Consider the following 26,202-nt stretch of genomic DNA (forward strand, 5'->3'; position numbering starts at 1 on the left):
CCCCCGGCCGGTGGGGATCCACCGCCCGGGGGCCGTCGGCCGTGCCGTGCCGGGGTCAGCCGGTGTGCCGGCCGCGGCGGCGCTCGCGGGCCATGCCGACCGCGAGGCCGCCCGCGAGCAGCGCGCCGCCGGCGACGGTCAGCGCGGTGGAGAGGTCGCCGGAGCCGGTCGCGGCCAGGCTGCTGCCGGGCGGCTGGGCGGCGGCCACGACGGCGGCCGCCGAGGTGCTGCTGCCGCCGGCGGACGGCGTGGCGGTGCCGCCGGGGGTGGTCGCCGGGGCGGTGGTCGGGCCGGGGGTGGTGCCGGAGGTCGGCCTGGCCGTCGGGCTGCCGCTCGGGGCCGCCGCCGGGGTGGTGGCCGGGGCCGAGGTCGGCGCCGGCTTGGGGGCGGGGGCCGCGCCGCCGCGCTCCGCGAGCTGCTGGGCGTACAGGCTCTCGGGCTGCACCGGGGTGCCGGTGGAGACCAGGACGCCGCTCTGCCGGCCCTCCACCGGGGTGCCGCGGGTGCCGAACGCCCAGTTGTGCGCCGTGGGCGGGTTCTCCACGCCGTAGTAGCCGACGTTGGCGTTCCACATGACCTGGTTGGCGCCGGCCCAGCCCTGCCCGGAGCCCGCGTTGCCGCGGTTGGTCAGGGCGAGGTCGTCGTTGGGGCCCCGCGAGTGGAGCATGGTGATGTTGTCGTACAGGGTGCCGGTGGCCCAGCGCTGGTGCGGGCCGGCGTCCAGGCGGAAGCCGCCGACGTTGTCCGAGGTGCAGTGCGAGAACACGTTCGGCCCGGCCACCCGGGGGCCGGTCAGCCAGGCGTGCAGATTGCTGCCGCTCACCTTGCAGTTGACCACCAGGCTCTGCTGCCCGTCGATGCTGTAGGCGCCGGGCTGGGCGAAGGGCGCGCGCTGGGGGATCGCCTTCTCCATGCCCGTCGCGGAGGTGTCGGTGACGGTGACCCGGGAGGCGGTGGAACCGATCGAGCCGATGCCCGCGCCGAAGCGGTCGGCGGCGATGTCCCGGGCCCAGGCGTCCTGGACGGCCGCGAAGTGGACGAACCGGGAGGCGGAGTAGCCGTGTTCGTCGTACCCCGGGGTCTGGACGAAGGCCGAACCGTCGGCGCTGAAGCCCTCGACGCCGACCTGGCCGATCCGGCCGGGGAAGTCGTATGCCCACACCTTGGCGTGGGTGTACTCCTTCTCCAGGGCGTTGGTCAGCGGGATGTCCAGGGTGATCCGGTTGCCGTCGACCGCGGTGACGGTGCGCTGGAACTGCAGGCCGTCGTTGGGGGTCCAGGGCTTCGAGGCGGTGCCGTTGTCTCGGTCGGGGATGCGGTCCATGCCGATCGCCTTGATCCAGGCGTCCTCCTGCGGCCGCTGGACCACGATGCTCTGCCCGACCTTCAGCCCGGCGGCCGAGTCGAGGGTCAGCGTGGTCGCGCCCACCGGGACGTAGGCGTCGGTGACGGCGTGCTCGGCGCCGCTCTTCTGCGGCGCGCCCTCGCCGGACAGCTCCACCAGCGGGCGCGGCTGGCCGGAGGCCACCAGCCTGGTGCCGCCCGTGCCGCTGCCCGCGCCGCGCAGCACCACCCCGGAGGCCTTGATCCGCAGCGGCTTGCCCACCCGGTACGTCCCGGCGGTCAGCAGGACGGCCCCGCGCAGCCCGTCCTGGCCCTGCGGCAGGGCGGCGACCTTGTCGAGGGCCTGCTGGATGCGGTCGCTGTCGTCGCCGTTCGGGGCCGGGTCCAGGGTGACGGCGACCTTGGCGGTCGGCAGCGGCTGGGTGCCGTTGCGGTAGCCGGCGTAGCTGAAGTCGGGGATCCGGTTGCCCTGGGCGTCCTGGCCGTAGACCAGGCGCCCGCCGGCGAGCTTCAGCCAGTCCGTCGCGTCGGGGGCGGCCTTGCCGGGGTTGGGCCGCGGGTCGGCGGCGAGGGCCGCCGGTGCCGCCCAGGCGGCGCCGAGTCCGGCCAGCGCGGACACGGCGACGGCGGCTCGCAGGGCGGTGCGCCGACGGGCGCGGTGTTGGGGCATGGGCTCTCCTCGGTCGGGACCTGAAAAAGGTCGACAGTGTGAACGCCCCGGCCCGGCCCGGCGGTTCACCTCCGAGGAGCCCGGGAGCACGGTGGCGGGTGCCCGCCGTCCGAAGGAATCGGCCGGGGCGGTGAACCCTGGGCGCGTGGTGTCCGTGCTGTGTGCGGGTGGATTCGGTGGAGTCCCGTCGGACACCCGGTGGAAGCGGAAACCTCAACGGAACCCAGGGAGCTGTGGTGGGCACGGGCCAGAACGTGAACGGCGGCGGATCGGCCGGGTACCAGCTGCCGGCGGTCGCCTGGCTGATGGAGGACGGCGATGAGGCGGCCACTGCGGCGCCCGTTGCGGCCGCGGCGCCTGCTGCCGTGCCCGGGCCGGCGGGGCGCAGCCGCTTCCCGTCCGCGCCGTCCGCGGTCGGGGCCGCCGAGGGCGCCGAGCCCGAGCCCGCCGGTGCTGCCCCCGCCGCTCCCGCTGCGCCCACGACGCCCGCCGCCTCCGCCGCGGTCGGCGGGGCCGCCGGGTTCGGCGCGGCGGGATTCGGTCCGGCGCCCACCGCCGCATCCGCCGCCCCGGCGGGCGGCCCCGCCGCCACGGCGCGGCCGCGTTTCGCGCAGTCCACCGCCGCACCGCAGCCCGCTGCCGCACCCCGGCCCCCCGCCGCACCCCGGCCCCCCGCCGCACCCCAGTCCCCCGCTGCGCCCCGGCCCGCCGCCGGGGCGGCGTCCCGGCCCGGCACCCCCAAGCCCGAGGACGCGCCCAAGCCCGAGCCGTCGCCCGCCCCGTCGTCCGCGCCCGGTGCCCCCGAGGCCACGGCGGAGACCGAGCAGCCGGCGGGCCGCACCGGGGCCGTCGGCGCCGCCCGGCTGAACGCCCTGCGGCGGGCCTTCGTCCAGGCCCCCGCCCGTGCGGCGCGCACCCTGGCCTCGGCCGTCCCCGTCGGCGCCGCCGCCGCGCCCGGTCCCGAGGCCGTCGACACGGCCGGGCCGGCCGAGCCCGCCGCCGAGGAGCGCGGCGGCCGCCTGCGCGGTCTGCCCCGTCCGGCGGTCGCGGCCGCCGCCGTGGGCGTGGTGCTGATGAGCCTGCCGCTGGTGCTCGGCCGGGGAGACGGCGGGGCCGATCCGGTCGAGTCGCTCGGCGCCCCCGGGACGAGCCGACCCGACGCGGGGGTGCCGGAGCCGGACGCCGCCGTCCCGTCGGCCGAGAGCCCCGCCGGGACGCCGTCGGCCGGTGCCGCCCCCACCGAGGTTCCCGCCGGTGCGCCGGCCGACCCGGCCGCCGCCGGTCTTCCGGCCGCGGGCGCGCCCGCCCCCGGCACGCCCGACCAGCCGCTCGCGGCGCCCGCCCAGGCCGGTGCGGCGCCCGCCGCCCAGCCCGCCGGCCAGGCGCCCGTCGCCCGTTCCGGTGCGGGGGCGGCCGCCGCCCTGCCCGCCGCCGGCGGCGCGCCGCAGGCCCCGGCGCAGCCCGGTGCCCCTGCCCCGGCGCCCGCCCCGGCCCAGCCGGGGGCTCCCCAGCCGAAGCCGCCCGCGGTGGTGGCCCCGCCGGCCCCGCCGTCCTACTCCGCGGTCGCCGGCCCCGGCTGCTCCTCGGCCGGTACGGGCTACGCGGAGAAGGGCCGGTCCTCCGGCTCCAAGGACTGGGTCACCCGTTCCGACGGCGGCGGTGGCTGCGGCGGCCAGTTCACCTCGGTGCCGATGTCCGGGGACCGCAACAAGGACGACGAGAACTCGGTGGTGTGGACGTTCAGCACCGGCCAGGTCTCCGCCGGCAGCTGTCGGCTGTCCGTCTACATCCCGAACAACGGCGACCTGAAGGCGGTCGGCGGCGTCCCCGCCTACTACACCGTGCAGCAGGGCGACGGCGGCGCCACCCTCGGCTCGTTCTCGGTCAACCAGCCGCAGAACCTCGGCCGGTGGGTGAGCGCAGGCACCTTCCCGGTGAGCGGCGGCCGGATCGCGGTCGTGCTCCACACCCGGGGCATCGACTGGGGCAGCACGGCCGGTGCCCACCTGGCCGCCTCGACCGTCAAGGCCGACTGCACCGGATGACCCGCCCCCCCCCGGCGGACGGGCCCCGAACGCACCGCTCAGAGCGGACGCCCGGGGCGGACCGCCGCCGAGCGGACCGGGCACCGAGTGACAGACCAGCAGAACGAAAGGGAAGAACCCGAGCCATGTCGCGCCACGTGTTGACGGTGTGTCAGGACCAGCGGGTGGGCGGCAGCTACCGCACCATCGGCGAGGCCCTGGAGGCGGCCCGCGCCGGGGCGGTGATCTCCGTGCGCCCCGGGCGGTACGAGGAGAACCTGGTGATCACCAAGATGGTCACCATCGCCGCCGAGGAGGCCCGTGGCACGGTGAAGATCACCCCGCGGCGCGGCTGCGTGGTCCAGGTGGTCGCGGAGGCCGTCCAGCTCACCGGCCTGGTCCTGCACGGACAGGACGAGGAGCTGCCCGCCGTGGACGTCCCCCGCGGCCAGGCCGCCCTGCAGGACTGCGAGGTGGTCGGCAACTCCTGGACGGCCGTGCTGACCCGCCAGCAGGGGGCGCTGGCGATGCGCGGCTGCCGCGTCGTCAACTCCGCCGGCGCCGGCATCGTGGAGACCTCCACCGGCGCCAGCGTCATCGAGGACTGCGTCATCGAGCACCTCGGCACCTCCGCCCTGGTGATCGGCGAGAGCGCCAACCCGGTCGTGCGCAACTGCGTGATGCGCGACGCCCGGGGCAACGGCGTGTGCGCCAACGGCGAGGCCAGGGGCACCGTCGAGGGCTGCGAGATCTCCACCACCGACAAGCCCGCGATCGCCCTGGAGGAGCACAGCACCACCCGGGTGCTGCGCACCGCCGTCCGGGACGCCCCCGTCGGTGCCTACATCAGCTCCGCCTCCCGGGTCACGCTGGAGGACTGCACCTTCACCGCCACCGCCGGCCACGGCATCGTGCTGGGCGGCGGCACCGACCCGCTGCTGCGCCGCTGCCGCACCGTCCGTACCCGCGGCCACGGCATCCACGTCACCGCGCGCTCGCGCGGCACCTTCGAGGAGTGCGAGGTCAGCGGCGCCGAGACGGTCGGCGTGCGGGTCGAGGACTCCGCCGGCCCGGTGATGACCAGGCTGGCCGTGCGCGACTGCGGCGACACCGGGGTCGAGCTGACGGGGGAGGCCACCCCCGAGCTCGACCGGCTGGAGGTCCGCGACGTCGGCGGCGCCGGGGTGCGGATCGGCGAGGGCGCCAACCCGCTGCTGCGCCGGGCCGTCGTCACCGACGCCCGGGGCAACGGCGTGGAGGTGGTCCGGGACGGCCGGGGGAGACTGGAGAACTCCGAGGTGCTGGCCGCGGGCCGGGCCGGCGTCCTGATCGCGGACGGCGCCAACACCTTCGTCGGCGGCACCACCGTACGGGACGCCCAGGGCTCCGGCATCCACGTCGCCGAGGCCGGGGTGGCCGTACTGCGGGACTGCGAGGTGGTCGACTCCGCCGCGGACGGCGTGGCCATCGACGACGGCGGCGACCTGACCTGCACCCGGGTGCGGGCGCGCGGCAACCGCCGGCACGGGGCCCGGATCGGCGCCGGCGCCCGCGCCGTCCTGACCCAGCTGGAGGCGCTGGACAACACCGGCGACGGGATCCGCGTGGACTCCGCCGACGCGGTGCGGGTCACCGGCTGCACCGTCACCGGCAACCGCGGCTCCGGCCTGCGCCAGACCGTCCCCAGCACCCGGCTCTCGGTGGAGAACCTGCACAGCGCGGAGAACCACAGCCCCGACGCCCACGGCTCGGCGAGCGCCGACGCCGGCGCCCCGTCCACGGGCGCCGCCGCGGCCCGGCCGGGTGAGCCCGGCGAGCCCGCCGAGCACCCCGCACCGGTCGAGCCCGCGGTGCAGGGGCCGCTGGAGGTGCTGGGGTCGCTGGTCGGCCTCACCGCCGTCAAGGAGCAGGTCGCCACCCTGGTCAACCTCAACAAGCTGGCCCGGCGCCGCGAACTGGCCGGCATGCCCGCCCTTCCGATGAGCCGCCACCTGATCTTCGCCGGGCCGCCCGGCACCGGCAAGACCACCGTCGCCCGGCTCTACGGCAGCATCCTGGCCGAACTCGGGGTGCTGCGCAGCGGCCACCTGACCGAGGTGGCCCGGGCCGACCTGGTCGCCTCCATCATCGGCGGCACCGCGATCAAGACCACCGAGGTGTTCACCGAGGCGCTCGGCGGCGTCCTCTTCGTCGACGAGGCCTACACCCTCTCCGCCGGATCCGGCGGCAGCGGCCCGGACTTCGGCCGTGAGGCGATCGACACCCTGGTCAAGCTGATGGAGGACCACCGCGACGACATCGTCGTCATCGTGGCCGGCTACTCCGCCGAGATGACCGACTTCCTGGCCTCCAACCCCGGCCTGGCCTCCCGGTTCAGCCGGACCGTCGAGTTCGCCAACTACGAGGTCGACGAACTGGTCACCATCGTCGAGCGGGCCGCCGTCGGCCACGGCTACGAGCTGGCCGACGGCACCCGGGAGGCGCTCACCGAGCTGTTCGACCGGATGCCCAAGGGCGCCGACTTCGGCAACGGCCGCGCCGCCCGCAAGGTCTTCGAGGAGATGGTGGACCGTCAGGCCACCCGGCTGGCCCGGCTGCCCGAGATCACCGACGCCGACCTCGCGGTGCTGGTCGCCGAGGACACCGGGCAGGAGGCCGCCGGGCCCCGGGCGGCCGCGGACAGCGCCGTCATCCTGGACGAGCTGCGTGCCATGGTCGGCCTGCCCGCCGCCAAGGAGCAGGTCGAGGACCTCGTCAACCTGATCACCCAGGTGCGCCGCCGCGAGGAGGCCGGGCTGCCGACCGCCGCCATCAGCCACCACCTGGTCTTCGCCGGCCCGCCCGGCACCGGCAAGACCACCGTCGCCCGGCTGTACGGGCGGCTGCTGGCCGAACTGGGCGTGCTGCCCGGCGGCCAGCTGGTCGAGACCGCCCGCGCCGACCTGGTCGGCCGGTACGTCGGCCACACCGCGCAGCTCACCAAGGAGGCCTTCGAGCGGGCCCGCGGCGGCGTGCTCTTCGTCGACGAGGCGTACACCCTCACCCCCCGGGGCGGCGCCGGCAACGACTTCGGCCAGGAGGCCGTGGACACCCTGATGAAGCTGATGGAGGACCACCGCGACGAGGTGGTGGTGATCGTGGCCGGCTACGAGGAGGAGATGCGCGGCTTCCTCGCCTCCAACCCGGGCCTGGCCTCGCGCTTCTCCCGGCAGGTCGAGTTCGAGCACTACACGGACGAGGAACTGGTCACCATCGTCGGGCTGCACGCCGAGAAGGCCGGCTACGTCCTCGCCCCGGAGACCGTCGACGCCCTCGGCACGGCCTTCGCCGGGATGCCCCGCGACCGCACCTTCGGCAACGGCCGCACCGCCCGGCAGACCCTGGAGGGCATGATCACCCGGCAGGCCGGCCGACTCAGCCGGCTCGACGTCTCCGACCTGGCCGAGCTCAGCCTGCTCCTGCCGCAGGACCTCGCCCCGGCGCGGTCGGGCAGCGCGGTATGACCGGGCGTCGCTGGGCGGGGGCCGCGCTGGCCGGCGCGCTGCTGGCCTGCGCCGCCCCGCCCGCCGGGGCGGCCACCCCGGCGCCGGGCGCCCCGGCGCCCGGTGCCCCGCCGGCCGCTGCCCCGGTGCCCGGCGCCCCGGCGGCGCCCGCTGCGGAGCCGCCGCCGCTGCTCGCCCAGACCCGCCAGGACGTCCAGAAGAACGGCTGCCTGAAGCCCTCCGAGCGCCCCGCCGACACGGCCGGCTGGGCCCAGGCCGCGCTGCGCCCGGAGGACGCCTGGCCGCTCAGCCGGGGCGCCGGCGTCACGGTCGCGGTGGTCGGCTCCGGGGTGGACGCGGCGCTGCCCGCCCTGGCCGGGCGGCTGCAGCTCGGGCCCCGGCTCTACGGCACCGGCGACGCGGGCCGCGACTGCGTCGGCTACGGCACCTTCGCTGCCGCCCTGGTGGCGGGCCGCCGCACCGCCGACACGGGCCCCTCCGGCCTCGCCCCCGAGGCCCGCGTCCTGGCGGTCGCGGTCACCGACGACGCCGGCGCCACCACCCCCGACCTGCTGGGCGGCGGGATCCGCGCCGCCGTCGACAAGGGCGCCCGGGTGATCGCCGTCGAGGTGCCCGTCCCGGGGCCCGGCGACGCCCTCGGCGAGGCGGTCAAGTACGCGGCGGCGCACGGCGCCCTGGTCGTCGCCCCCGCGGCCCCGGACGGCCGCAGCACCAGCTCGCCGGTGTTCCCCGCCTCCTACCCGGGGGTGCTCGCGGTGGCCTCCACCGGCCCGAACGGCCCGTCCGGCGGCGGCCTGGAGGGGCGCGTCGACCTGGCCGCCCCCGGCGAGGGCGTGACCGCCACCGGGCCCGGCGGCGGCCTGTTCACCGCCTCCGGCCCCGGCTGCGCCACCGCCCACGTGGCCGGGGCGGCGGCCCTGGTGCTGGCACTGCGGCCCGAGCTGACCCCGGAGCAGCTGACCCGGCGCCTGGAGGCGACCGCCTACCACCCCGGCACCCGGCTGCCGGACGCCGCGGTGGGGTACGGGGTGGTCGACCCGGTCGCCGCCGTCACCGCCTCCTGGCCCGCCGGCGCCCGGGCGGCCGACCCCGGCTCCCCGGTGCGGGTCGATCCGGGGCCGGACCGCTCCAGGGCCTGGCGGGCCCTCGCGGTGGCGGGCGGCAGCACCGGCGTGGTCCTGCTGGTGGCCTTCGGCGGCCTGACCGCGCGGCTCGGCCGCCGCCGGGCGGGCCGCGCCGCCGGCTGACGGCCCGCCGCGGGCGTACGCCGCCCGGCCCGCAGGACGTCCCGTAAGGGAATGTGTCGCCGGGTTGAACATCTGCGAGCACGTTTTCCGTTCAACCACACGACAGGTGAGCGGCCCGGGTCCAGGACCCGGGCGGACGGGTGAGGTGGACTCCGATGGCAACCACGCTGGTGGACCGCGATGGTGAGAGACTCCGGGCCATGACGGACGGTCGGGACGGGTACGGACGAGGCGGGCACGGGCAGGACGGACAGGACGGGCAGGGGCGGGACGACGAGGCGACGGCCCGTCGGCTGATCGCCTCCTGGCTGGCCGACGAGGCCGAGCCGGCGCCCGTCCCGTCCACCGGCGCCCAGCGCCCCGTCGCGGCCCTCCCGGCCGCGTGGGTCGTCCCCGAGGCCGCCGCCCGGGAGGTCGTCGCCACCGCCCGACGGCTGGCCCTGCGCGGACTGGCCGGGGCCCGGCCGACGCCCGGCGCCGACCACCTGGTGCTGGCCCGCGTCCTGGTGGTCGACGAGCACCCCTCGGCCCCGACCTGGTCCGAGCGGGAGCGCGCCGAACTGGCCGAGTGGGTCGCGATCCTGGTGCTGCGGTTCGGCGAGGAGGGCGTCGAGCGGCTCACCGCGGCACTCGCGGCCCGGGCCTGAACCACCCGCGCTCTCCGACGCCAACGGGACCCAACGGGTACCAACGACCGCCAACGCGGGAGCCGCCGCGGCCGTTGGGCGGACGTTGGCGGCGGCTGGGACGGTTCTCCCGTCAGGGCGGGGCACCGGGGCCCACCACGAAGAAGTCCCCGCGGCTGCCCGCCGATGCCGTCGTACCGGAGCGAAGGACAGCGCCGTGGCCGAGGATGCCGCCGCTTCACCCGAAGGCGCCCAGCAGCGCGCCGAACACCCCGTCCAGGGCCGCCCGACCCTGGACCAGGACACCCTGGCGGAGCTGTACCGCGTGCACGGGCCGGGCCTGCTGCGCGCCATGCTCCGGGTCACCAGCGGTGACCGGGGCAAGGCCGAGGACATCCTGCAGGAGACCTTCCTGCGGGCCTGGCAGAACCCGGCCGCGATCGAACGCGGCGTCGAGGAGAGCCGCCCGTGGCTGTTCACGGTGGCCCGGCGGATCGCCATCGACCACTTCAGGACCGCCTCCGCGCGGGCCCGCGAGGTCGGGACCGGCTCCGTCGAGGAGTACGCCGGGACCCACGACCCGTACGAGGACGTGATCGCGGCCCGCGACCTGGCGACGGCCATGGCGGAGCTGCAGCCGCACCACCGCGACGTGCTGGTGGAACTGCACCTGAACGGCCGTTCGACGGCCGAGGTCGCGTCGGCGTTCGGCGTGCCGGTGGGGACGGTGAAGTCCCGCAACTTCTACGCGGTGCGGGCGCTGCGGCCGATCCTGGCGGCCCGGGGGATCCTCCCGGTCGCGGTCTGAGCCGGGAACTCCCCCTCGGGCGCGCTCCGGGGCGGGAGTTCCCCGTCGGGCCCGTCCCGCGGCGGCAGCTCCGCCTCGATCACGCGGACCCGCGCCCCGAGCTCGGCGACGCTCCCGGTGTCGCCGAGCTCCCCGTACAGCGCCACGGCCGTGCGCAGCCGCGCCGCCGCCTCGGCCGGCCGTCCGGTGGACAGCAGGAAGTCGGCGCAGCGCTGTTCGACGGCCGCCTCCAGGTGGCGGGCCGCACTGGCCCGGCAGCGGGCCGCCGCCTCCTTCCAGGCCTGCTCCGACTCCTCGACCAGGCCGAGCAGCCGCAGCGCCTGCGCCTCCTCGACGAGGGCGAGCAGGTGGAAGGTGGCGTGCGGGTGCGGGGCCAGCAGCCGACGGGCCTCGCGGGCGTGGCGCAGCGCCGTCCGCCCGTCGCCGCCGAGGTTCGCCAGGGTCGCCGCGTTGCTCAGCACCGTGGCGCCGGCCTGGTCCAGGCCCAGCTCGCCCATCCGGCGCACGGTCGCCTCGGAGAGCCACCGGGCGTCGGCCAGGTCGCCGTGGTCGGCGAGCGCCACCACCAGCACGCCCATGGTGTAGATCTGCGCGGCCCCGTCGTGGTCGCGGGTGCGGTCGTGCGCCCGGCGGGCGAGGACCAGCGCCTCCGCCGGGCGCCGCTTGCCGCTGAGCGCCCGCGCGGTGGCGGCCTCCAGCAGGGCCGTCGCCACCGGGTCCCCGGTCAGGGTGGCCGCGGACAGCCCGTGCCGCAGGCAGTCGAGCCGGTCGGTGAGCCGGCCCGACCCGAAGTAGAGGCAGTTGGCGAGGAAGGCCAGCTGCCAGGCCCGTTCGTCCTCGCCGGCCCCGGTGGCGGCGGCCACCAGTGCGCGGACGGCGGGCTCCTCGGCGCGGAACCACTCCAGGGCCGAGCGCACGTCCGGCAGGTCGGGCAGCACCGGCGGCGGGAACCCGACCGGCCGCTCGAACTCGGTCAGGTGCGGCTGGAGCAGACAGGCACCGGCCATGGCGGCGGCCAGGTAGTAGTCGAGCAGCCGGACCAGCGCCCGGTGACGGTTCGCCGGCGGATCGGCGTCCAGCAGCTCCCGGCCGTAGAGCCGGATCAGGTCGTGGCGGCCGTAGCGGCCCGGGGCCGTCTCGGTGAGCAGGTGATGGGCGGTCAGGGTGCCGAGCGCCCGGCGGGCCTCGCCCGGCGGCGCGGCGAGAAGCGCGGCCGCGGTCGGTACGTCGATCTCCGGCCCGGGCGCCACGGCCAGCAGGGCGACCAGCCGCACCGCGGCCGGCGGCAGCAGGCGCAGCGTCAGGTTGAGCGCCGAGCGCACGCTCACACCGCCGTGGGCGTCCAGGGCCGGCAGCCGGGTGCGCTCGTCCTCGACCTCGGCGACCAGGTGGCCGACGGTCCAGGCCGGTTGGGCGGCCAGCCGGGCCGCGGCGATCCGCAGCGCGAGCGGCAGGTGGTCGCACAGCTCGGCCAGCCGGCGGGCGGCGGCCGGCTCCTCGGCGAGCCGCCGCTCGCCGAGGACCTGGGCGAGCAGGTCGAGGGCGTCGGTCTCGGGCAGCGCCTCCAGCCGCAGCAGGGCCGCCCCCTCGGAGACGACCAGGTCCTCCAGGGTGTTGCGGCTGGTCACCACCGTCGCGCTGCGCGGCCCGGCGGGCAGCAGTTCGGTGACGTCGGCGGCGCTGCGCACGTTGTCGAGCAGCACCAGCAGCTCGCGGTCGGCGGTGAGCGCCCGGTAGAGCGCGCCGCGCCGGGCGCGGTCCTCGGGGATCTCGGCCTCGGCCAGCCCGAGCGCCCGCAGGAAGCGGCCCAGCACCTCGGCCGGGTCGCTGGGGCAGGCCGGGTCGAAGCCCCGCAGGTCGTGGTGGAGGTGGCCGTCGCGGAAGCCTGTGGCGGTGGTGTGGGCCCAGCGCACCACGGTGGCGGTCTTGCCGGCGCCGGCCGCGCCCACCACCACGGCCAGCGCGTGGTCGGGGCGTTCGGTGCCGCAGGCCTGGTCGAGCCAGTCCAACTCGGCGGCCCGGCCGACGAATCCGGGCGTGCGGCGGGGCAGCGGGCTCACGGCGGGGCGGGCGGCGGTGGGGGTGTCCGTGTCGGCGTCGGTGTCGGTGTCGGCGCTGACGGCCGGGGCGGGCGGGGCCGGTGGCCGGTCCTGGCGGCGGGTGGGCTCCAGGCGGTCCGGGGCGTGGCCGTGCTCGGGGGTGCGGCCCTGCTCGGGGACGCGGCCGGGCTCCGTGGCGCGGCCGGGGCCCGCCGTGGCGCGTTCGTCGGCGAGCACCGTGGCCAGGGCGGCCTGCAGCGCCGGGCCGGGACGCAGGCCGAGTTCGGCGGCGAGCCCGCTGCGCGCCCGGTGGTAGAGCCGCAGGGCCTCGGCCGGGCGCCCGGCCTGGTGCAGGCAGCGGACCAGCAGGGCGGCGGTCGGCTCCTGGAGCCATTCGGTGTGTAGCAGCTGTTCGAGCACCGGGAGGGCGGCGCTGCCCTGACCGATGCGCAGCAGCCGTTCGGCCCAGTCGTGCACGGCCTGCTCGTGGGCGCGGTCCAGCCGGTCCGCCAGGTCGCGCCGCAGTTCGGTGTCGGGCAGGTCGGCGAGCGCGTCGCCCTCCCAGAGGCGGAGGGCCTCGCCGAACAGGGCGGCCGCCGTCGCGCCGTCCGGCTCCTCGCCGGCCCGGGCGGTGAGCGCGCGGAAGCGGTGGACGTCGACCGCCTCCGGGTCGCCGTTGAGGAGGTAGCCGGAGGCCTGGGTCTCCAGGGTGAGGGAGGTGCCGTTCACGTGCTTGCGCAGCGCGGCGACGTGACCCTGGACCACGGCCTTGGCCTGGGCGGGCGGGGTCTCGTCCCAGAGCAGGTCGTAGAAGCGTTCGACGCGCACGACGCGGCCGAACTCCAGGGCCAGCAGGGCCAGTACGCCCCGGCGCTTGGCCCCCGACACGGGGATCGTCCGGCCGTCGGCGGCCCTGAGTTCGGTGGGCCCGAGCAGCCGGATGCGCATGTGCTCCCCATGGGTTCGACGACCGGCGGTTTCGCCGAGCGGCTATTTAATCATTCCTTACATACGGTAATTCTACGCGCGTCACTAGAGGTGTCCGGAGGCCTTCCGGGTCGCGGGGATGCCGTGTCCATGATGAGCAGTGGGTGAACTCCGCACGAAGCTTGGGTATTGCCCACCGGTGGTTCCGGTAGTCAATACCGAAGCGCGGCATGCTAGTTGGGTTTCCTTACCATTCCCTCCGGGGGCTTGGACGAAGATCGAACACCTTCATATCCTCGGCCAGTCCCACCCAGTCCGTCTGGTTCCGGCCAGCCCGTCCCGCCCCACCCAGTCCTCAGGCGGTCAGGAGAGAGTGTGCGCGTCCGGCTGCTCGGCCGAGTCGAAGTCCGCTGCGAACAAGGGCGCCCGGTCGTCGTGGCCGGCGCCCGCCGCCGGGCCGTACTCGCCCTGCTCGCGAGCGAGTTGAACCACCCCGTGGCCGTCGACCGGCTGCTCGACACGGTGTGGGACGGCGCACCGCCGCCGACCGCCCGGGCCGCGCTCCAGGGCCACGTCTCCGCCGTCCGGCGCGGACTCGGCGAAGGCCTCAGCCTGCTGACCCGGCCCCAGGGCTACGTCCTGGTCGGCGAGCCCGAATCGGTCGACGCCACCCACTTCGCACGCCTGACGGCCGCCGCCGAGGAGGCCGCCGACGCCGAGCGCGCCATCGGACTGCTGCGCGAGGCCCTCGACCTGTGGGACGGACCGGCGCTGACGGACTGCGGCTCGCGCACCCTCACCGAGACCACCGGCCGACGGCTCGACACCGCGCGGATCCGCGCCGCCGAAGCCCTCGCCGGGCGACTGCTGACCGCGGGCCGCGGCGCCGAAGCCCTCACCGACCTTCAGGCCGCCGTCACCGCCGACCCGCTGCGGGAGGAGGCCGCCGCCCTGCTGGTCCGCTGCCTCCACCAGGCCGGCCGCACCGCCGACGCCCGGCTCGCCCACCAGCGGGCCCTGGCCCGGCTCGCCGCCCACGGCCGTACCCCGGGCCGGCCGCTGCGCGAGGCGGGCGAAGCCCTGGACGCGGTGGCCGGCGGCGCCGACGACACTGGCGGCACCGGCGGCGCCGGCACGGTCTTGGCCGGCGCACCGCGGCACGGCGGTCCGCGGCGCGGCGCCCTGCCGCGCGGTGGCGCCCTGCCGCGGCTGGGCGTCGGCCTGGTCGGCCGCGCCGCGGAACTGCGGCAGCTGGACGAGGCGACGCTGCGCGCCGAGGGCCGGCCGGTGCTGGTCACCGGGGTCGCCGGAGCCGGAAAGAGCAGCCTGGTCCTGCACTGGGCGCACGCCCACGCCGACCGCTTCCCCGACGGCCGGATCCACCTGAACCTGCGGGGCTTCGGCGAGGAGGAGCCGCTCACCCCCGCCGAGGCGCTCGCCACCCTGCTCGGCGCGCTGGGCGTCCCGGCCGAGGAGGTGCCCGAGGACACCTCCAGGGCCGCCGAGCTCTTCCACACCCTGACGGAGGGGCGCAGGCTGCTGCTCGTCCTCGACGGCGCGCGCTCCGCCGAACAGGTCGAGCCGCTGCTGCCCGCGGCGCCCGAGCCGGTGGTCGTCGTCACCAGCCGCTCCCGGCTGACCGACCTGGTGGTGCGCGAGGCCGCCATCCCGCTGCCCCTCGCCGGCCTGCCGGAGGACGAGGCCGTCGACCTCCTCGCCCGGGTCGCCGGACCGCAGCGCGTCGCGGCCGAGCCGTGCGCCGCCCGGCGACTGGCCGCCCTGTGCGACCGGCTGCCGCTGGCCCTCCGGGTCGCCGGCGCCCGGCTGGCCTCCCGGCCCGCCTGGTCGCTGAACGACCTGGCCGAGGAGATGTCGGACCGGCACACCGGCCTCGCCGCACTCGCCACCGGCGGTGCGCTCGGCATGGCGACGGCCCTCGGCCGCAGCGTCCGCGTCCTGCCCGAGGACGCCCGGCGCCTGTTCGCCCTGTCCGGACTGCACCCCGGTGAGACCCTCGACAGCGGCGACGCCGCGGCGCTGACCGGCGCCTCGCCCGCCCGGGCCCGCGAACTGCTCGCCGAGCTGGACGCGGCGCACCTCGTCCTGGAGGCCCTGCCGGGGCTCTTCCAGGTCGATCGCCTCGCCCGCCTCTACGCCGTCGAACTGGCCGCCGAACTGCCCTGCCCGGAACGGATGGCCGCCACCCGGCGGCTGCTCGACCACGTGGTGCGGGCGGCGGGCGCGGCCCTGGACTGCGTGACGGTCGCCGTCCCGGTGCAGGGCGTCTCCGCCCGCGCGCTGGAGACCGCCGGGCAGGCACTGGAGCTGGCCCGCCGACTCGTCGACGAACTGGTCCGTCAGGTGCCCGAGCCGACCGTCCCCGAGCAGGGGGCGCACTCCGGGTCGGCGGGGCGGCTCGGGCTCTCCGGGCTCTCCGGGCTCTCGGGGCAGTCCGGGCAGTCCGTGGACGTCGAGCGGGCCGCGGACTCCGGGCGGGCCCGGCTGGTGGACCGGCTGAGCCGGACCCTCGAAGGCTTCCGGAACGAGGCCTCGGGCGAGGCCGCCGACCATGCCGCGGCAGAGCCCGCGGCAGGGGAACCGCCGGCCGCCGAGCCCGTGACGGCGGACCCCCTGGACCGGCTGCTGGAGGAACTGGTGCACGGCGCCCCCGCGGAGCCGCGCCCGGGCGTCCCCCGGCAGGGAACGGCCGCCGACGCCCGGACCGGGCGGCCGGGCATACCCAGGCAGGGGATCGCGGCGGACGCGTGAGCCGCGCCGCCCTTGTCCCTGGTCTCCGTAGGGGGCCCAGAGCTGCAGGGCGCCCGGCAGTTGACGGGACGCCGGACCGGTCGACGCCGCGGTGAACCGGGCGGGGGTGCCATTCCGTGTCCCTCGCCGAGGACCCCCTGCACGAGGCGGTGACCCTTGGGGCCCACGGGCCGTGTACCCGCCGCCGTACGCGGGGGCGCCTCGAACCGGCCCCGCACCCGCGGCCCCGGGCGGGACCGGGGCAACGGCGGCGGGGCCGGCCCCGTCCACTCTCGGCCCCGTCCGCTTCCCAGCCCAGGAGATCCCTGCCATGTCCAAACACCGGCTCAGCCGCCGTCGGCGGATCGCCGCCGCCGCCACCGCGCTCGCGGCCGGCGGTGTCCTGATCGTCGCCCAGAACGACGCCCCGGCCGCCGCCACCGACCCGGTCGGCCTCAACGCCGTCTACGAGTACCTGGGCTGGGGCGACTCGGGCGACGCCCAGGACCCCGTCGAGGTGATGAAGGCCACCGGCATCCGGCAGTTCACCCTGGCCTTCCTGCTCGCGGGCGAGGGCGGCTGCGAGCCCGCCTGGGACGGCAAACGCGCGCTGACCGGCAGCGACGAGGAGACGAAGATCCGCGCCATCCGCGCCGCCGGCGGCGACGTGGTCGCCTCCTTCGGCGGCTGGGACGGCGCCAAGCTCGGCGAGAAGTGCGCCGACGCGGCCCAACTCGCCGCGGCCTACCAGAAGGTGATCGACGCCTACCAGCTGAAGGCGATCGACGTCGACATCGAGAGCACCGAGCTGACCGGCGCCGAATCCCGGCAGCGGGTCGTCGACGCGCTCAAGACCGTCAAGACCAAGAACCCGGGCCTGAAGGTCTACGTCACCTTCAGTGCCGAGGAGAACGGCCCCGACGCCGACGGCACCGACCTCATCGCCAAGGCCGCCAAGGCCGGTCTGGAGGTGGACGGCTGGGTGGTCATGCCCTTCGACTTCGACCGCCACAACGGCACCATGGTCGACGCCACCAAGGCCGCCCTCACCGGGCTCCAGCAGACCCTCGTCAAGGCCTACGGCTACGACCAGGACACCGCCTGGCGGCACGCGGGGCTGTCCTCCATCAACGGGCACAGCGACTCCCCGGACGAGGTCGTCTCCCCGGCGGACTTCCAGGCCATGCGGGACTTCGCGGCCGCCCACCACCTCGCCCGCTTCACCTTCTGGGCCGTCAACCGGGACCGCGCCTGCGGCGGGGCGTTCTCCAAGGACGCCGCGTCCATGTGCGGCGGGATCCAGCAGAGCCCGTACGAGTTCACCAGGATCGTGGCCGGGTACCACCTCGACTCCAAGCCCTCGGACGGCGCCGCGCAGTGCCCGAGCCCGGTGCCCACGGCCACCGTCGTGGCCACGGCCACGGCCACCGCCTCGCCGTCGGCCAGCGCGCGGCGCGACGCCGAGACGCGCACGCCCGCCTCCCCGGAGGCGAGCGCCTCGGAGAGCCGGCGCCAGACGGCGGTGGAGGCCAAGCACGCGACGGGCACGGCACCGGCGGACGGCTCCGACGGCTCGGACGACTCCGGCGACGACAGCCCGGCGCCGAAGGTCACCACCGCCCAGCCCGCCGACCCCACCGAGCACCCGTCACCCACCAAGTCGAAGACCAAGACCCCCAAGCCCACGACCCCGGCCGCCACCGGCACCCAGACCCCCACGGCGGACTGCTCCCCGACGGCCGCCCCGGTGGTCACGGCGACCACGACCACTCCGGCCGCGACCGGGACCTCGACCGCGACCGCGACCGCCACCTCGGCGCCGGCCGGCCAGCCGACCACGTCGCGCCCCACCCAACAGCCGACCCAGGCCCCGACGTCGGCCCCGCCCCAGACCCGCACCCCGGCACCGGTGGCGACCCCCACCACCCAGGCCCCGGCACCGGCGACCACCCCCACCACGGCGGACACGGCCCCCGCGTCGCCCGCCGACACCGCAGCACCGGCGGCGAGCCCCACCGCAGCACCGACCACCCCCGCGGCCGCAGCCGTGGCCGCCGCACCCGCGGCCACCCCCACCCCCAGCACGGACGCCCACGGCCAGCCCCTCGCCTCCACCGGCGGCGGCAGCGCCACCAGCGTGATCGTCGCCGGAGCCGGCGCGCTGCTGCTGATCGGCGGCGGCTTCGGCATGGTCGGCGGCCGTCGCCGCCGCACCACGGAGGAGTCGCAGTAACGCACGGCGGCCCCGTCCTGCGCATCGCAGGACGGGGCCGCCGATACCGGGGACGGGCGTGGGCTCCTCGGCGCGGCTACTCGTGCCCGGTCACCTGCCGCGGGGCTTCCCGTTTCCAGAGGCGGAAGAAGGCCGCGCGCTGCTCGTCGAGACTCACGACCTCCTCGGGCCGTGCCGGATCGAAGACGTCGACGGTCGCGAGGGCCTCGCCCCTGGCGTTTGGGTCATGGACGTACGCCTCCCGCCCGCCCGTGAACTGGCGCAGCTGCCCGGAAGCGTGGACGCCGGGACGGGCCCCCTGGCAGCACAGCAGCCGGCCGTCCTGTTCCAGCCGGCGGCGAATCCGGGTGAGGCAGTCGAGGTAGTCGGTCCCGCTGATCTCGGTCGGCGAGCCGTCGTCGAGAAGCGCGACGATGGTGGCGTCCGGCGGACCGAGGCGAATGACGATGGGCCGAAGGACGCCGTCCCGGTCCACGGTCCGGAGGCTCACCTCCTCGGTCCACCTCGGCGGGGAATCACCACTGTCCTTCTCGAACCGGTCGCTCATGCCGACCATGATCGCTGGAGCACCGGCAGCATCGGAAGGCCCCGTCCTGCGCATCGCAGGACGGGGCCGAAACCGTCAGGGGTGCTGCTCAGTCGAGGCAGAACTCGTTGCCCTCGATGTCCTGCATCCCCTGGCACGACTCGTTCTGGCCGTCGGCCAGCAGCAGGGTGCCGCGCACCGCGCCGAGGGAGACCAGCCGGGCGCACTCGGATTCGAGCGCGGCGAGCCGCTCCTCGCCCACGAGCCCGGTGCCCACCCGAACGTCGAGGTGGACCCGGTTCTTGACGACCTTGCCCTCGGGGACGCGCTGAAAGAGCAGTCGCGGTCCGACACCTGACGGATCGGTACAGGCGAACCAGTTCACCGGCTCCTCGGACTCCTCCGGCGGGGGCGGCGCGACGTACCCCAACACCTCGGCCCAGAAGTGGGCGAGGCGCACGGGGTCCGCGCAGTCGATGGTGACCTGGAAGTTCTTGACCGATGTCATCCGGTCACCGTAGCAAGGGGCACTGATGCTCGACTCGGGATATATGGCGGCAGGTTGGCGCGCAGAAGGGGACGAATGGAGCGGCCCCGTCCCGCGCGTCGCGGGACGGGGCCGAATGCAGGTTCCCTCGGGTCCGTCAGAAGGCGTCATCGGGCGCGTAGCGGAGGAACGCCTCGGCGGCGGCCTGGGTGTAGAAGCGCATGATCCGCTCCGACGAACGCGGCACATGAACGTGCTGGTGCCGGTCGCGGTCCCAGAGGGCCCAGCACTCCAACAGACGGAAGTGCGGGCTCTTGGCGTCGATCAGGTGGATCTCGTAGCGCTCCTGTCGGGGCGTCGGTTCGGTGCTCATCGGCGGGTCACCTGGACGAAGCCGCCGGCCCTCTCGACCTGCCTGGCGAACTCGCGGTACTCGCCGTCGATGGGGGAGACGGTCGCCTGGGACGCGATCAGGATCGCACCGGCGCTCTTGTCCTTGATCGTCTGCAGCGCGGCTTGGAGGAGGGGCCGCTGCTCCGGGCACTTCTCCAACTCGTCGTCCACGATGGTCACGGAGACCCGCCACCCGAAGGCGAGCGCGTAGTCCTCGCAGCTCCGCATCTCCAACTCGGGGAACGCGACACTCGTCTTGGCGAGGTAGATCACCACCGTGAAGCGCTCGGTGTCCTTGGGGGCGACCTCGACTTGGTTCCGGCGCGACATCAACGCCCGCTCCTCTCCGTAGTGAAACGGCTACCGTGAGCGCCAACTGTCCTCTAGGCTTGGGATCCCTTCAACCTGTCAGACGTGCTTGGAGAGGTGCCTGTGAACAAGGTTGAGCTGAGCCCTGACTCTGGCCCTTCGGCGAAGTTCGGCATCTTTCTTCGAGGCTTGCGCGAGGAGCGAGGCTGGACCCAGGACGACGTGGCACTTGCGATTGGTTATTCGCCAACGCATGTGTCAGCCGTGGAAACTGGTCGGCGCCCCCCAACCGCTCGCCTTGCACGCGAACTTGACAAGGCATTTGGGTTGGACCGGGTCTTTGCGCGGAAGGCGCTCGATTACAAGGACTCGGCGATTCTCGAAGGCTTCCCCGACTATGTCGCGCAGGAGTCAAAGGCCACCGAGGTGCGGTTGTTCACGCTCGGCATCGTGCCGGGCTTGCTCCAGACCATGGCCTATGCACGAGCCATCGCGACGGCTGCCGTTGAACGGGACAACATCACTCAGCAGCAGGCCGACGAGAGGGTGGCGTACTTGGCTCGGCGACAGGCAAACCTCCGCCGCGAACCCTCACCGGTGATTCATGCGGTGTTGGACGAGAGCTGTATCCGGCGTCCGGTAGGCGGCGCTGAAGTGATGGCCGCTCAACTGGACCACCTGGTGGAGTTCGCCAGGATGCCGCACACGGTGCTCCAGGTGGCTCCGTACGCCATAGGCGAAGCAAGGCCGTTCGACCTTCCGGTGAACATCCTCACTCTCGCCAACCGATCCCTGATGTCCTACGCGGAGTCTGCACAGCAGGGGCACTTGGAGCGGGACAGCGACGCGGTTCGGCCTACGCTCACGGCCTACTATCAGCTACAGGCCCTCGCACTCTCGCAGGCGGAGTCTGTGGCCCGGATCAGCCAGCTAAGAGAGGAACTGCCGTGATCGCCGAACCGAGTTGGTTCAAATCCTCGTACAGCAGCAACGGCGGCGATTGCGTCGAGGTTGCGGGCAACTTGGTCGATTCTGTCCGCGTTGTCCCTGTCCGTGACTCCAAGGATTCCGGGGGGCCGGCTCTGGTCTTCCCGGCTGAGGCCTGGGCGGCCTTCGTCGCCGCCGTTCGTAGCGGTGAGTTCGGCGCGGTGTGACTGCACGGGCCGCCCCGGCCGTTTCGCGGCCTGGGCGGCCTCTTCAGGTCACGGCCGGCAGGTGACGCGTACGGGGGCGGCGGCGATGTGGGCGTGGGTGGGTTGGCCGGAGCCGGCCCAGTCCTGGCCGCGGTTGTGGAGGTGGATGACCAGGGAGCCGCCGGTGGGGCGGAACGTTCCTGCCTCGACCCAGCTGCCGCGGTGGCCGATCTGGTCGACGGTGAAGGAGCCCAGGTCGGCCCCCGCCGTCCCGGCCACCGTGTAGTAGGCGGGGGCGCCGCCGACCTGCTGGATGGAGCCGGAGGCGGGGACGTACACCGAGACGCCGCAGCTCGTGGCCGCCGCGCCGACGTCGAAGGTCCACAGGGCGTAGGTGCTGTTGTCGTCCTTGTTCCTGTCACCGGACATCGGCACCGCCTCGTAGCGACCGTCGCAGGAGTCGCCCGTGAGGCCGCCGCTGTTGACGGTCACCCAGCCGTCCGTTCCCTGGCGGAACGCCCCGACCTCCTGGAAGTGGCCGCCGGGGCCTGAGCAGCCGAAGCCGGCGACGGCCTGGAAGGCGGGCTGCGGGGCCGGTGCGGCGGGTGCCGGCTGGGCGGGTGCGGCGGGTGGCGCGGCCGGGGCCGGTGGCGGGGCGGCCTGCGGGGCGGCGCTGGTGGTGGGTCGGGCGGCCGGGGGCGGCGGTGCCGTGGTGGGGTCGGCCGTCGGGGAGGGGGGTGTCGACTCGGTGGCCGTGGGGCTGGGGGTTTCCGTGGGCGTGGCGCCGGCCGTGGTGGGCGGGTCGGTGGGGGCGGGGCGGTGCCGGCCGTGGCTGCCCAGTGAGGAGCTGGCGTCGGGGGCGGTCGCGGCGGCCGGGTCGCCGGGGGTGGCGTCGGGTTTGAGGAAGGGGGCGAGCAGCAGCAGGACCGCCCCGCAGCCCATCGCCGCCACCATGGTGACGCGCCGGGCGTCCCAGGGCCTGCGGGCGCCCGGTCCGAGTGGGCGGCGGGCCGGGAATCGGAGCGCCGGCCGGGTGGCGATCCGGCGGGCGGCCGCGGTGCGGGCGGCCGTGCCGAGCCCGGCGGCGCGCTGCCTGGCCTGGCGCAGGGCGGTGCGCAGCCGTTCGGCGGCGCCCGGGCCCGAGGGGGCGACCGGTTCGGCGTTCACCCACGGCAGTTGCAGGCCGGTGGCGGGCGGTGGGGTGTCGGGCGAGCCGCTGTGCTGTTCGGTCACCGCGGGCCCTGCCCGTCCGCGAGGAGGGCCGTGTCGGCCGGGGCGCCCGCTCCGGGCAGCAGTGCCCGGACCCCGCTGCGTGAGGTGCCCGACGGCCGCAGCGCCGGGTCGTACGCCACCGCGGGTTCCGTCCGTTCCACCGGGTGCGCCTGGACGGGGCTGGGCGACGGCGGTGGGGCGAGTACCGCGAGGGCTCCGGCCACGGCGAGGCCGAGGGCCGCCGCGGTGCAGACCAGGGTGGTCCGCCGCCGTTTCACCGTACTGGTCACGTTCGTCACTCCCGTTCGGGCCGGATGCGGGCGGCCGCAGCGGTGTGCGGGCCGGGATTCGCCACGCTGAACGGAAGCCGTGGCCCGCCGGGTTCAGACCGGACGCGGGCGGGTCGAACCCGGGAGGGGGTGCCGTCCGTGGTACCGGCTGAGGCCGGTCGGCAGCCGGCTCGAAGGACGGACGAGGAAGAGGACAGCGATGGCCTGGTACCAGGGGTCGAGCCGGATCACGGTGACGGCGGTGGAGGGGCGGTTCCCGCAGCGGGCGGTGGTGACCGTCCGGGGTGCCGCTGCGGTGGAGATCCCCGGTGAGGTCGGTGCCGTCCACTTCGTCGAGGCGGACCGCTGGGAACTCGACCTGGAGCACCGGGACCAGGGCGGCTGGTGCCCCAACGTCCGTGCCGTCCAGGGTCGGTGGCAGGAGATCCGGGGCGTGCTGACGCAGGTCGTGCACAGTCGCAACCGCGACCAGGCCGGTGACCGCCAGGACCGCAACTTGGTACTGCGGATCGAGCGGGTCGAGCCGGACGGCGACGACCCCTCGGCGGTGCCGGGCGCCCCCGCCGTACGCCGGACCAGCGCCGCGCACAACGCTCCGGTGGTCTCGACGGCCCCGGGCGTGCGGACGACCACCTCGGGCTACGGGGCCGACTTCCTGCGGCCCGCCGCCCCGGGCGGCCGGGTCACCTCCACGGGCGGCACGACCCAGCCGGCCACCGCGCCCCGGACGACCGCCTCGACCACGTCGACCCCCTCGACGACGTCGACCGCCTCGACCACGCCCTGGGGCTGACCGGCCCCGACCCCGGTCACGGCCGCAGGCGCGCCAGCCTGGCCTGCACCAGCTCCACCTGACGGGTCATCCGCCCCTGCTCGGAGGCGAGTTCCAGGGCCCGCTCCCAGTGCCGGCGCGCCTCGGCGACCAGCCCCCGGTCGTCCATCACCTGCCCCATGAAGTCGGCGAAGTCGAACTCCGCGTGGGCCTGGTTGCCCTGCGCCCGGCCGAGTTCCAGCGCCCGGTGGATCTGCTCGACGGCCTCGTCGGTGCGGCCCAGGGCGCGCAGCACCTGGGCGTAGGTCTTGGTCGAGATCACCAGGTACGGGTCGGACTCGCGCCCGGCCAGCAGCTCCAGGGACTCCTCGATCGGCTCCAGCCCCTCGGCGGCCCGGCCCGCCCGGTACAGGGTGTGCGCCAGGTTGTTGAGCGCCTGGGAGAGCAGTCGGGGATCGCCCAACTCGCGTGCGTGGGCCACCGTCTCGGTGAAGCCCGGCAGGGCGGTGCCGGGCTCGCCGTGGTCGTCCGCGAAGCTCGTCCGCATGCTGAGGTAGCGGTGCCGCAGCACCGGCAGGCTCTGCGGGTCGGCGACGGCGACGGCGCGCGCGGACTGCTCCAGGGCCTCCGGTCTGCGGCCCAGCCAGCCCAGCGAGAGGCTGTGGTTGGAGTACAGGTGCGGCCAGTTCGCGGCGGTGCCGGCGCTCTCGGCCGCGGTCAGTGCCTGCCGGGCCGCCTCCTCCCAGGCGCGGAACAGGCCCGCGTCGAGGTAGAGGTAGCCGGCGTTCTCGACCATCCGGCAGGCGTGTTCGTGGGCGTCCCACCGGCAGGCCAGGGCGATCAGGGCGCGGACGGCCGGCTCCTCGGCCCGGAACCAGGCCAGGGCGTCCGCCGAGGTCGCGAACCGCGGGGCGCCGCCGGTCGGCGGGTGGGCCGGGAGGTGGTGGCGGGCGTCCGGCCGGGCGAGGACGAGTCCGGCGGCGGTGGCGGCCAGGTAGTGGTCGACCAGCCGGGCGAGGGCGGCCTCCCGGGTGGCGGCGGGCAGTTCCTCGGCGGCCTGCCGGGCGTGCAGCCGCACCAGGTCGTGGCGTTCGAAGCGTCCGGGCGCGCTCTCCTCGACCAGGTGGGCCTGGTGCAGCAGGTCCAGCGCGGCGGCGGCCGTCCGCCGGTCGGTGCCGGCCAGGGTGGCCGCCGCTGCGGTGTCGACCTGCTGGCCGGGGTGGACGCCGAGCAGCCGGAACAGCGCGACGGCCGGCTCGGGCAGCGTGCGGACCGTCAGTTCCAGGGCGGCCGCGACGCTCAGCGCGCCCTGGGTGGCCAGCGCCGCCAGCCGGGAGCGTTCGTCGGACAGTTCGCCCGCCAGGGTGGCGACCCGCCAGTGCGGCCGGGTCGCCAGCCGGGAGCCGGCGATCCGCAGCGCCAGCGGCAGCCCCTCGCACAGGCCGACCACCTGCTCCGCCGCCTCCGGTTCGGCCTCCAGTCTCGGCCGGCCGGCGACCCCGGCCAGGACCCCGAAGGCCTCCTCGGCCCGGAGCGACTCCAGGGACAGCGCCCGCGCGCCCTCGACGGCGAGCAGCCCGGTGAGCCGGTGGCGGCTGGTCACCACGATGACGCAGCCGGGCTCGGCCGGCAGCAGCGGGAGCACCTGCTCGGCGTCCCGGGCGTTCTCCAGCACGAGCAGCACCCGCCGGCCGGCCAGCAGCGTCCGGCAGGCGGCCAGCAGCTCCTCCCGGTCGGCCGGGAGGGCGCCGTCCTCGGCGCCGAGGCCCCGCAGCAGTTCGGTGAGCGCCTCCTCGGGGCTCAGCGGCGCGGTCTCGTCGAAGCCGCGGAGGTTGACGCCGATCCGGCCGTCCGGGAAGGCGGCGGCGTTGCGGTGCGCCCAGCGCAGGACCAGCGCCGTCTTGCCGACGCCCGCCGGGCCGGTCACCAGCAGCAGCCGCCGGCCGCCGTCCGCCGGTGTGGTCGGGCCGCCGTCCGCGCCGCTCTGGCGGCCCAGCCAGGCCAGTTCGGTGTCCCGTCCGACGAAGCGGCCGGGTTCGCGCGGCAGTCGGGCCGGTGCGGCGACGGGCCGCGGCCGCGGTGCGGGGCGGAGGTGGGCGAGGGCCTCCTGGAGTGCGGTGCCGGGGTCGATCCCGGCCTCCTCGGCCAGCCGCCGCGCGGTCGCCTCGTAGAGGGCGAGGGACTCCGCGGTCCGGCCCTCCCGGTGCAGGCAGAGCATGGTGAGGCGGACCAGCGACTCGCGCAGCGGGTGCCCGGCCAGTGCTTCGGTGAGTTCGCCGGTCAGGTCGGCGGCCCCGCCGGTGCGCAGCAGCCGTTCGGCGAGCTGTTCCAGGGCCTCGATCCTGAGCGTCTCCAGCCGGGCGGCCGCGCCCTCGCGCAGCGTGGTGGAGCCGCAGTCGGCCAGTGTCGGGCCGCGCCGCAGCGCGACCGCCTCGCGCAGCAGCGGTACGGCCGCCTCGTCGGCGGTTTCGGTGCGGGCGCGGTCGAGCAGCCGGTCCAGCCGGTGGGCGTCGATCAGGTCGGGGTCGGCGCGCAGCACGTATCCGGGGGCGCGGGTCTCCAGGTGCAGACCGTCGCCGAGCAGGGCGCGCAGTCTGGCGACGTGGCCCTGCAGTGCGGCGCGGGCGGTGGGGGGCGGGGTGTGGTCCCAGGCGAGGTCGAGCAGCCGCTCGACCGGGACGACGCGGTTGGCGTCCAGGGCGAGTGTGGCCAGCACGGCGCGGCGCCGGGCGCCTCCGACGTGGACGGCCGCGCCCTCGGGGGTCCGCAGCTCCAACGGTCCCAGCAGCAGAATCCGCACGTCGCACCTGTGGTCTTGTCGGTCCTCGGCCCCCCTCGGGCCTGCACCTTATCGGGCCGTTCACGGCGGCGGCGGAGGGAGGGCGGCGGCCGGCGCCCCCGCGGGGAGGGG

At 76.1% G+C, this 26,202-nt stretch carries 19 protein-coding genes; 10 read left to right on the forward strand and 9 right to left on the reverse strand.

Annotated features, from left to right (window positions below):
- Window positions 1-55: 55 nt before the first annotated feature.
- On the reverse strand, window positions 56-2,014 hold the full coding sequence (locus ACGF13_RS08980; protein ID WP_392870721.1) for a hypothetical protein: 1,959 nt from the start codon (window positions 2,012-2,014) through the stop codon (window positions 56-58).
- Between the two features lie 236 nt (window positions 2,015-2,250).
- Between ACGF13_RS08980 and ACGF13_RS08985 the strand changes: the two genes are divergently transcribed.
- The 5 genes from ACGF13_RS08985 (at window position 2,251) to ACGF13_RS09005 (ending at window position 10,222) form a co-directional block, all read left to right on the forward strand.
- Window positions 2,251-4,059: a hypothetical protein gene (locus ACGF13_RS08985; RefSeq protein WP_392870724.1), complete on the forward strand. Its 1,809-nt coding sequence runs from the start codon at window positions 2,251-2,253 to the stop codon at window positions 4,057-4,059.
- A gap of 125 nt (window positions 4,060-4,184) precedes the next feature.
- The gene (locus ACGF13_RS08990; protein ID WP_392870727.1) at window positions 4,185-7,541 is read left to right on the forward strand and encodes a right-handed parallel beta-helix repeat-containing protein; all 3,357 of its coding nucleotides are present in this window, start codon (window positions 4,185-4,187) and stop codon (window positions 7,539-7,541) included.
- On the forward strand, window positions 7,538-8,788 hold the full coding sequence (locus tag ACGF13_RS08995; protein WP_392870730.1) for a S8 family serine peptidase: 1,251 nt from the start codon (window positions 7,538-7,540) through the stop codon (window positions 8,786-8,788). The genes ACGF13_RS08990 and ACGF13_RS08995 overlap by 4 nt, the downstream gene beginning before the upstream one ends.
- Before the next feature lie 200 nt (window positions 8,789-8,988).
- On the forward strand, window positions 8,989-9,435 hold the full coding sequence (locus ACGF13_RS09000) for a hypothetical protein (RefSeq protein WP_392870733.1): 447 nt from the start codon (window positions 8,989-8,991) through the stop codon (window positions 9,433-9,435).
- Between the two features lie 196 nt (window positions 9,436-9,631).
- On the forward strand, window positions 9,632-10,222 hold the full coding sequence (locus ACGF13_RS09005; RefSeq protein ID WP_392870736.1) for a sigma-70 family RNA polymerase sigma factor: 591 nt from the start codon (window positions 9,632-9,634) through the stop codon (window positions 10,220-10,222).
- Here the strand turns inward: ACGF13_RS09005 and ACGF13_RS09010 are convergent.
- Window positions 10,159-13,209: a BTAD domain-containing putative transcriptional regulator gene (locus ACGF13_RS09010; protein WP_392870739.1), complete on the reverse strand. Its 3,051-nt coding sequence runs from the start codon at window positions 13,207-13,209 to the stop codon at window positions 10,159-10,161. The genes ACGF13_RS09005 and ACGF13_RS09010 overlap by 64 nt on opposite strands.
- 354 nt (window positions 13,210-13,563) lie before the next feature.
- Between ACGF13_RS09010 and ACGF13_RS09015 the strand changes: the two genes are divergently transcribed.
- Window positions 13,564-15,957 carry a BTAD domain-containing putative transcriptional regulator gene (locus tag ACGF13_RS09015; RefSeq protein ID WP_392870742.1) on the forward strand — a complete coding sequence of 798 codons (2,394 nt, stop codon included), beginning with the start codon at window positions 13,564-13,566 and terminating at the stop codon, window positions 15,955-15,957.
- Between the two features lie 310 nt (window positions 15,958-16,267).
- On the forward strand, window positions 16,268-18,169 hold the full coding sequence (locus tag ACGF13_RS09020) for a hypothetical protein (RefSeq protein WP_392870745.1): 1,902 nt from the start codon (window positions 16,268-16,270) through the stop codon (window positions 18,167-18,169).
- 76 nt (window positions 18,170-18,245) lie between these two features.
- Here ACGF13_RS09020 and ACGF13_RS09025 read toward each other — a convergent pair whose 3' ends face one another.
- The 4 genes from ACGF13_RS09025 to ACGF13_RS09040 form a co-directional block, all read right to left on the reverse strand.
- Complete coding sequence (locus tag ACGF13_RS09025) at window positions 18,246-18,644, reverse strand: hypothetical protein (RefSeq protein ID WP_392870748.1); 399 nt, start codon at window positions 18,642-18,644, stop codon at window positions 18,246-18,248.
- Between the two features lie 160 nt (window positions 18,645-18,804).
- A complete protein-coding gene (locus tag ACGF13_RS09030; protein WP_392870751.1) occupies window positions 18,805-19,203 on the reverse strand; it encodes a VOC family protein in 399 nt (132 codons plus the stop codon).
- Between the two features lie 136 nt (window positions 19,204-19,339).
- Window positions 19,340-19,555 carry a hypothetical protein gene (locus tag ACGF13_RS09035; protein ID WP_392870754.1) on the reverse strand — a complete coding sequence of 72 codons (216 nt, stop codon included), beginning with the start codon at window positions 19,553-19,555 and terminating at the stop codon, window positions 19,340-19,342.
- The gene (locus ACGF13_RS09040) at window positions 19,552-19,905 is read right to left on the reverse strand and encodes a hypothetical protein (RefSeq protein WP_392870757.1); all 354 of its coding nucleotides are present in this window, start codon (window positions 19,903-19,905) and stop codon (window positions 19,552-19,554) included. Before ACGF13_RS09040 ends, ACGF13_RS09035 begins: the two co-directional genes overlap by 4 nt.
- A gap of 102 nt (window positions 19,906-20,007) precedes the next feature.
- On the opposite strand from ACGF13_RS09040, the gene ACGF13_RS09045 reads away from it, so the two are divergent.
- Both ACGF13_RS09045 and ACGF13_RS09050 read left to right on the forward strand, forming a co-directional pair.
- Entirely contained in the window at window positions 20,008-20,835 is an 828-nt protein-coding gene (locus ACGF13_RS09045) for a Scr1 family TA system antitoxin-like transcriptional regulator (RefSeq protein ID WP_392870760.1), read from the forward strand.
- Window positions 20,832-21,038 carry a DUF397 domain-containing protein gene (locus ACGF13_RS09050; protein ID WP_392870763.1) on the forward strand — a complete coding sequence of 69 codons (207 nt, stop codon included), beginning with the start codon at window positions 20,832-20,834 and terminating at the stop codon, window positions 21,036-21,038. Before ACGF13_RS09045 ends, ACGF13_RS09050 begins: the two co-directional genes overlap by 4 nt.
- Window positions 21,039-21,086: 48 nt before the next feature.
- On the opposite strand, the gene ACGF13_RS09055 is transcribed toward ACGF13_RS09050, so the two are convergent.
- The gene (locus ACGF13_RS09055; protein WP_392870766.1) at window positions 21,087-22,250 is read right to left on the reverse strand and encodes a hypothetical protein; all 1,164 of its coding nucleotides are present in this window, start codon (window positions 22,248-22,250) and stop codon (window positions 21,087-21,089) included.
- Entirely contained in the window at window positions 22,247-22,519 is a 273-nt protein-coding gene (locus ACGF13_RS09060; protein ID WP_392870769.1) for a hypothetical protein, read from the reverse strand. Before ACGF13_RS09060 ends, ACGF13_RS09055 begins: the two co-directional genes overlap by 4 nt.
- A 199-nt stretch (window positions 22,520-22,718) precedes the next feature.
- Here ACGF13_RS09060 and ACGF13_RS09065 point away from each other — a divergent pair, with 199 nt between their 5' ends.
- Window positions 22,719-23,312 (forward strand): hypothetical protein, encoded by a 594-nt coding sequence (locus ACGF13_RS09065; protein WP_392870771.1) that lies wholly within the window; start codon window positions 22,719-22,721, stop codon window positions 23,310-23,312.
- A gap of 16 nt (window positions 23,313-23,328) precedes the next feature.
- Here ACGF13_RS09065 and ACGF13_RS09070 read toward each other — a convergent pair whose 3' ends face one another.
- Window positions 23,329-26,091 carry a BTAD domain-containing putative transcriptional regulator gene (locus ACGF13_RS09070; RefSeq protein WP_392870774.1) on the reverse strand — a complete coding sequence of 921 codons (2,763 nt, stop codon included), beginning with the start codon at window positions 26,089-26,091 and terminating at the stop codon, window positions 23,329-23,331.
- Between the last annotated feature and the right edge of the window lie 111 nt (window positions 26,092-26,202).

This window comes from Kitasatospora sp. NPDC048286 (genome assembly GCF_043201735.1).
Taxonomy (GTDB): Bacteria; Actinomycetota; Actinomycetes; order Streptomycetales; family Streptomycetaceae; genus Kitasatospora.

Excerpts from the sequence above, each read along its gene's own strand:
- ACGF13_RS09010 (WP_392870739.1), bottom strand. The coding sequence starts at position 13,209 with ATGCGCATCCGGCTGCTCGGGCCCACCGAACTCAGGGCCGCCGACGGC.
- ACGF13_RS08990 (WP_392870727.1), top strand. The coding sequence starts at position 4,185 with ATGTCGCGCCACGTGTTGACGGTGTGTCAGGACCAGCGGGTGGGCGGC.
- ACGF13_RS09030 (WP_392870751.1), bottom strand. The coding sequence starts at position 19,203 with ATGACATCGGTCAAGAACTTCCAGGTCACCATCGACTGCGCGGACCCC.
- ACGF13_RS09065 (WP_392870771.1), top strand. The coding sequence starts at position 22,719 with ATGGCCTGGTACCAGGGGTCGAGCCGGATCACGGTGACGGCGGTGGAG.
- ACGF13_RS08995 (WP_392870730.1), top strand. The coding sequence starts at position 7,538 with ATGACCGGGCGTCGCTGGGCGGGGGCCGCGCTGGCCGGCGCGCTGCTG.
- ACGF13_RS08980 (WP_392870721.1), bottom strand. The coding sequence starts at position 2,014 with ATGCCCCAACACCGCGCCCGTCGGCGCACCGCCCTGCGAGCCGCCGTC.
- ACGF13_RS09040 (WP_392870757.1), bottom strand. The coding sequence starts at position 19,905 with ATGTCGCGCCGGAACCAAGTCGAGGTCGCCCCCAAGGACACCGAGCGC.
- ACGF13_RS09000 (WP_392870733.1), top strand. The coding sequence starts at position 8,989 with ATGACGGACGGTCGGGACGGGTACGGACGAGGCGGGCACGGGCAGGAC.
- ACGF13_RS09020 (WP_392870745.1), top strand. The coding sequence starts at position 16,268 with ATGTCCAAACACCGGCTCAGCCGCCGTCGGCGGATCGCCGCCGCCGCC.
- ACGF13_RS09035 (WP_392870754.1), bottom strand. The coding sequence starts at position 19,555 with ATGAGCACCGAACCGACGCCCCGACAGGAGCGCTACGAGATCCACCTG.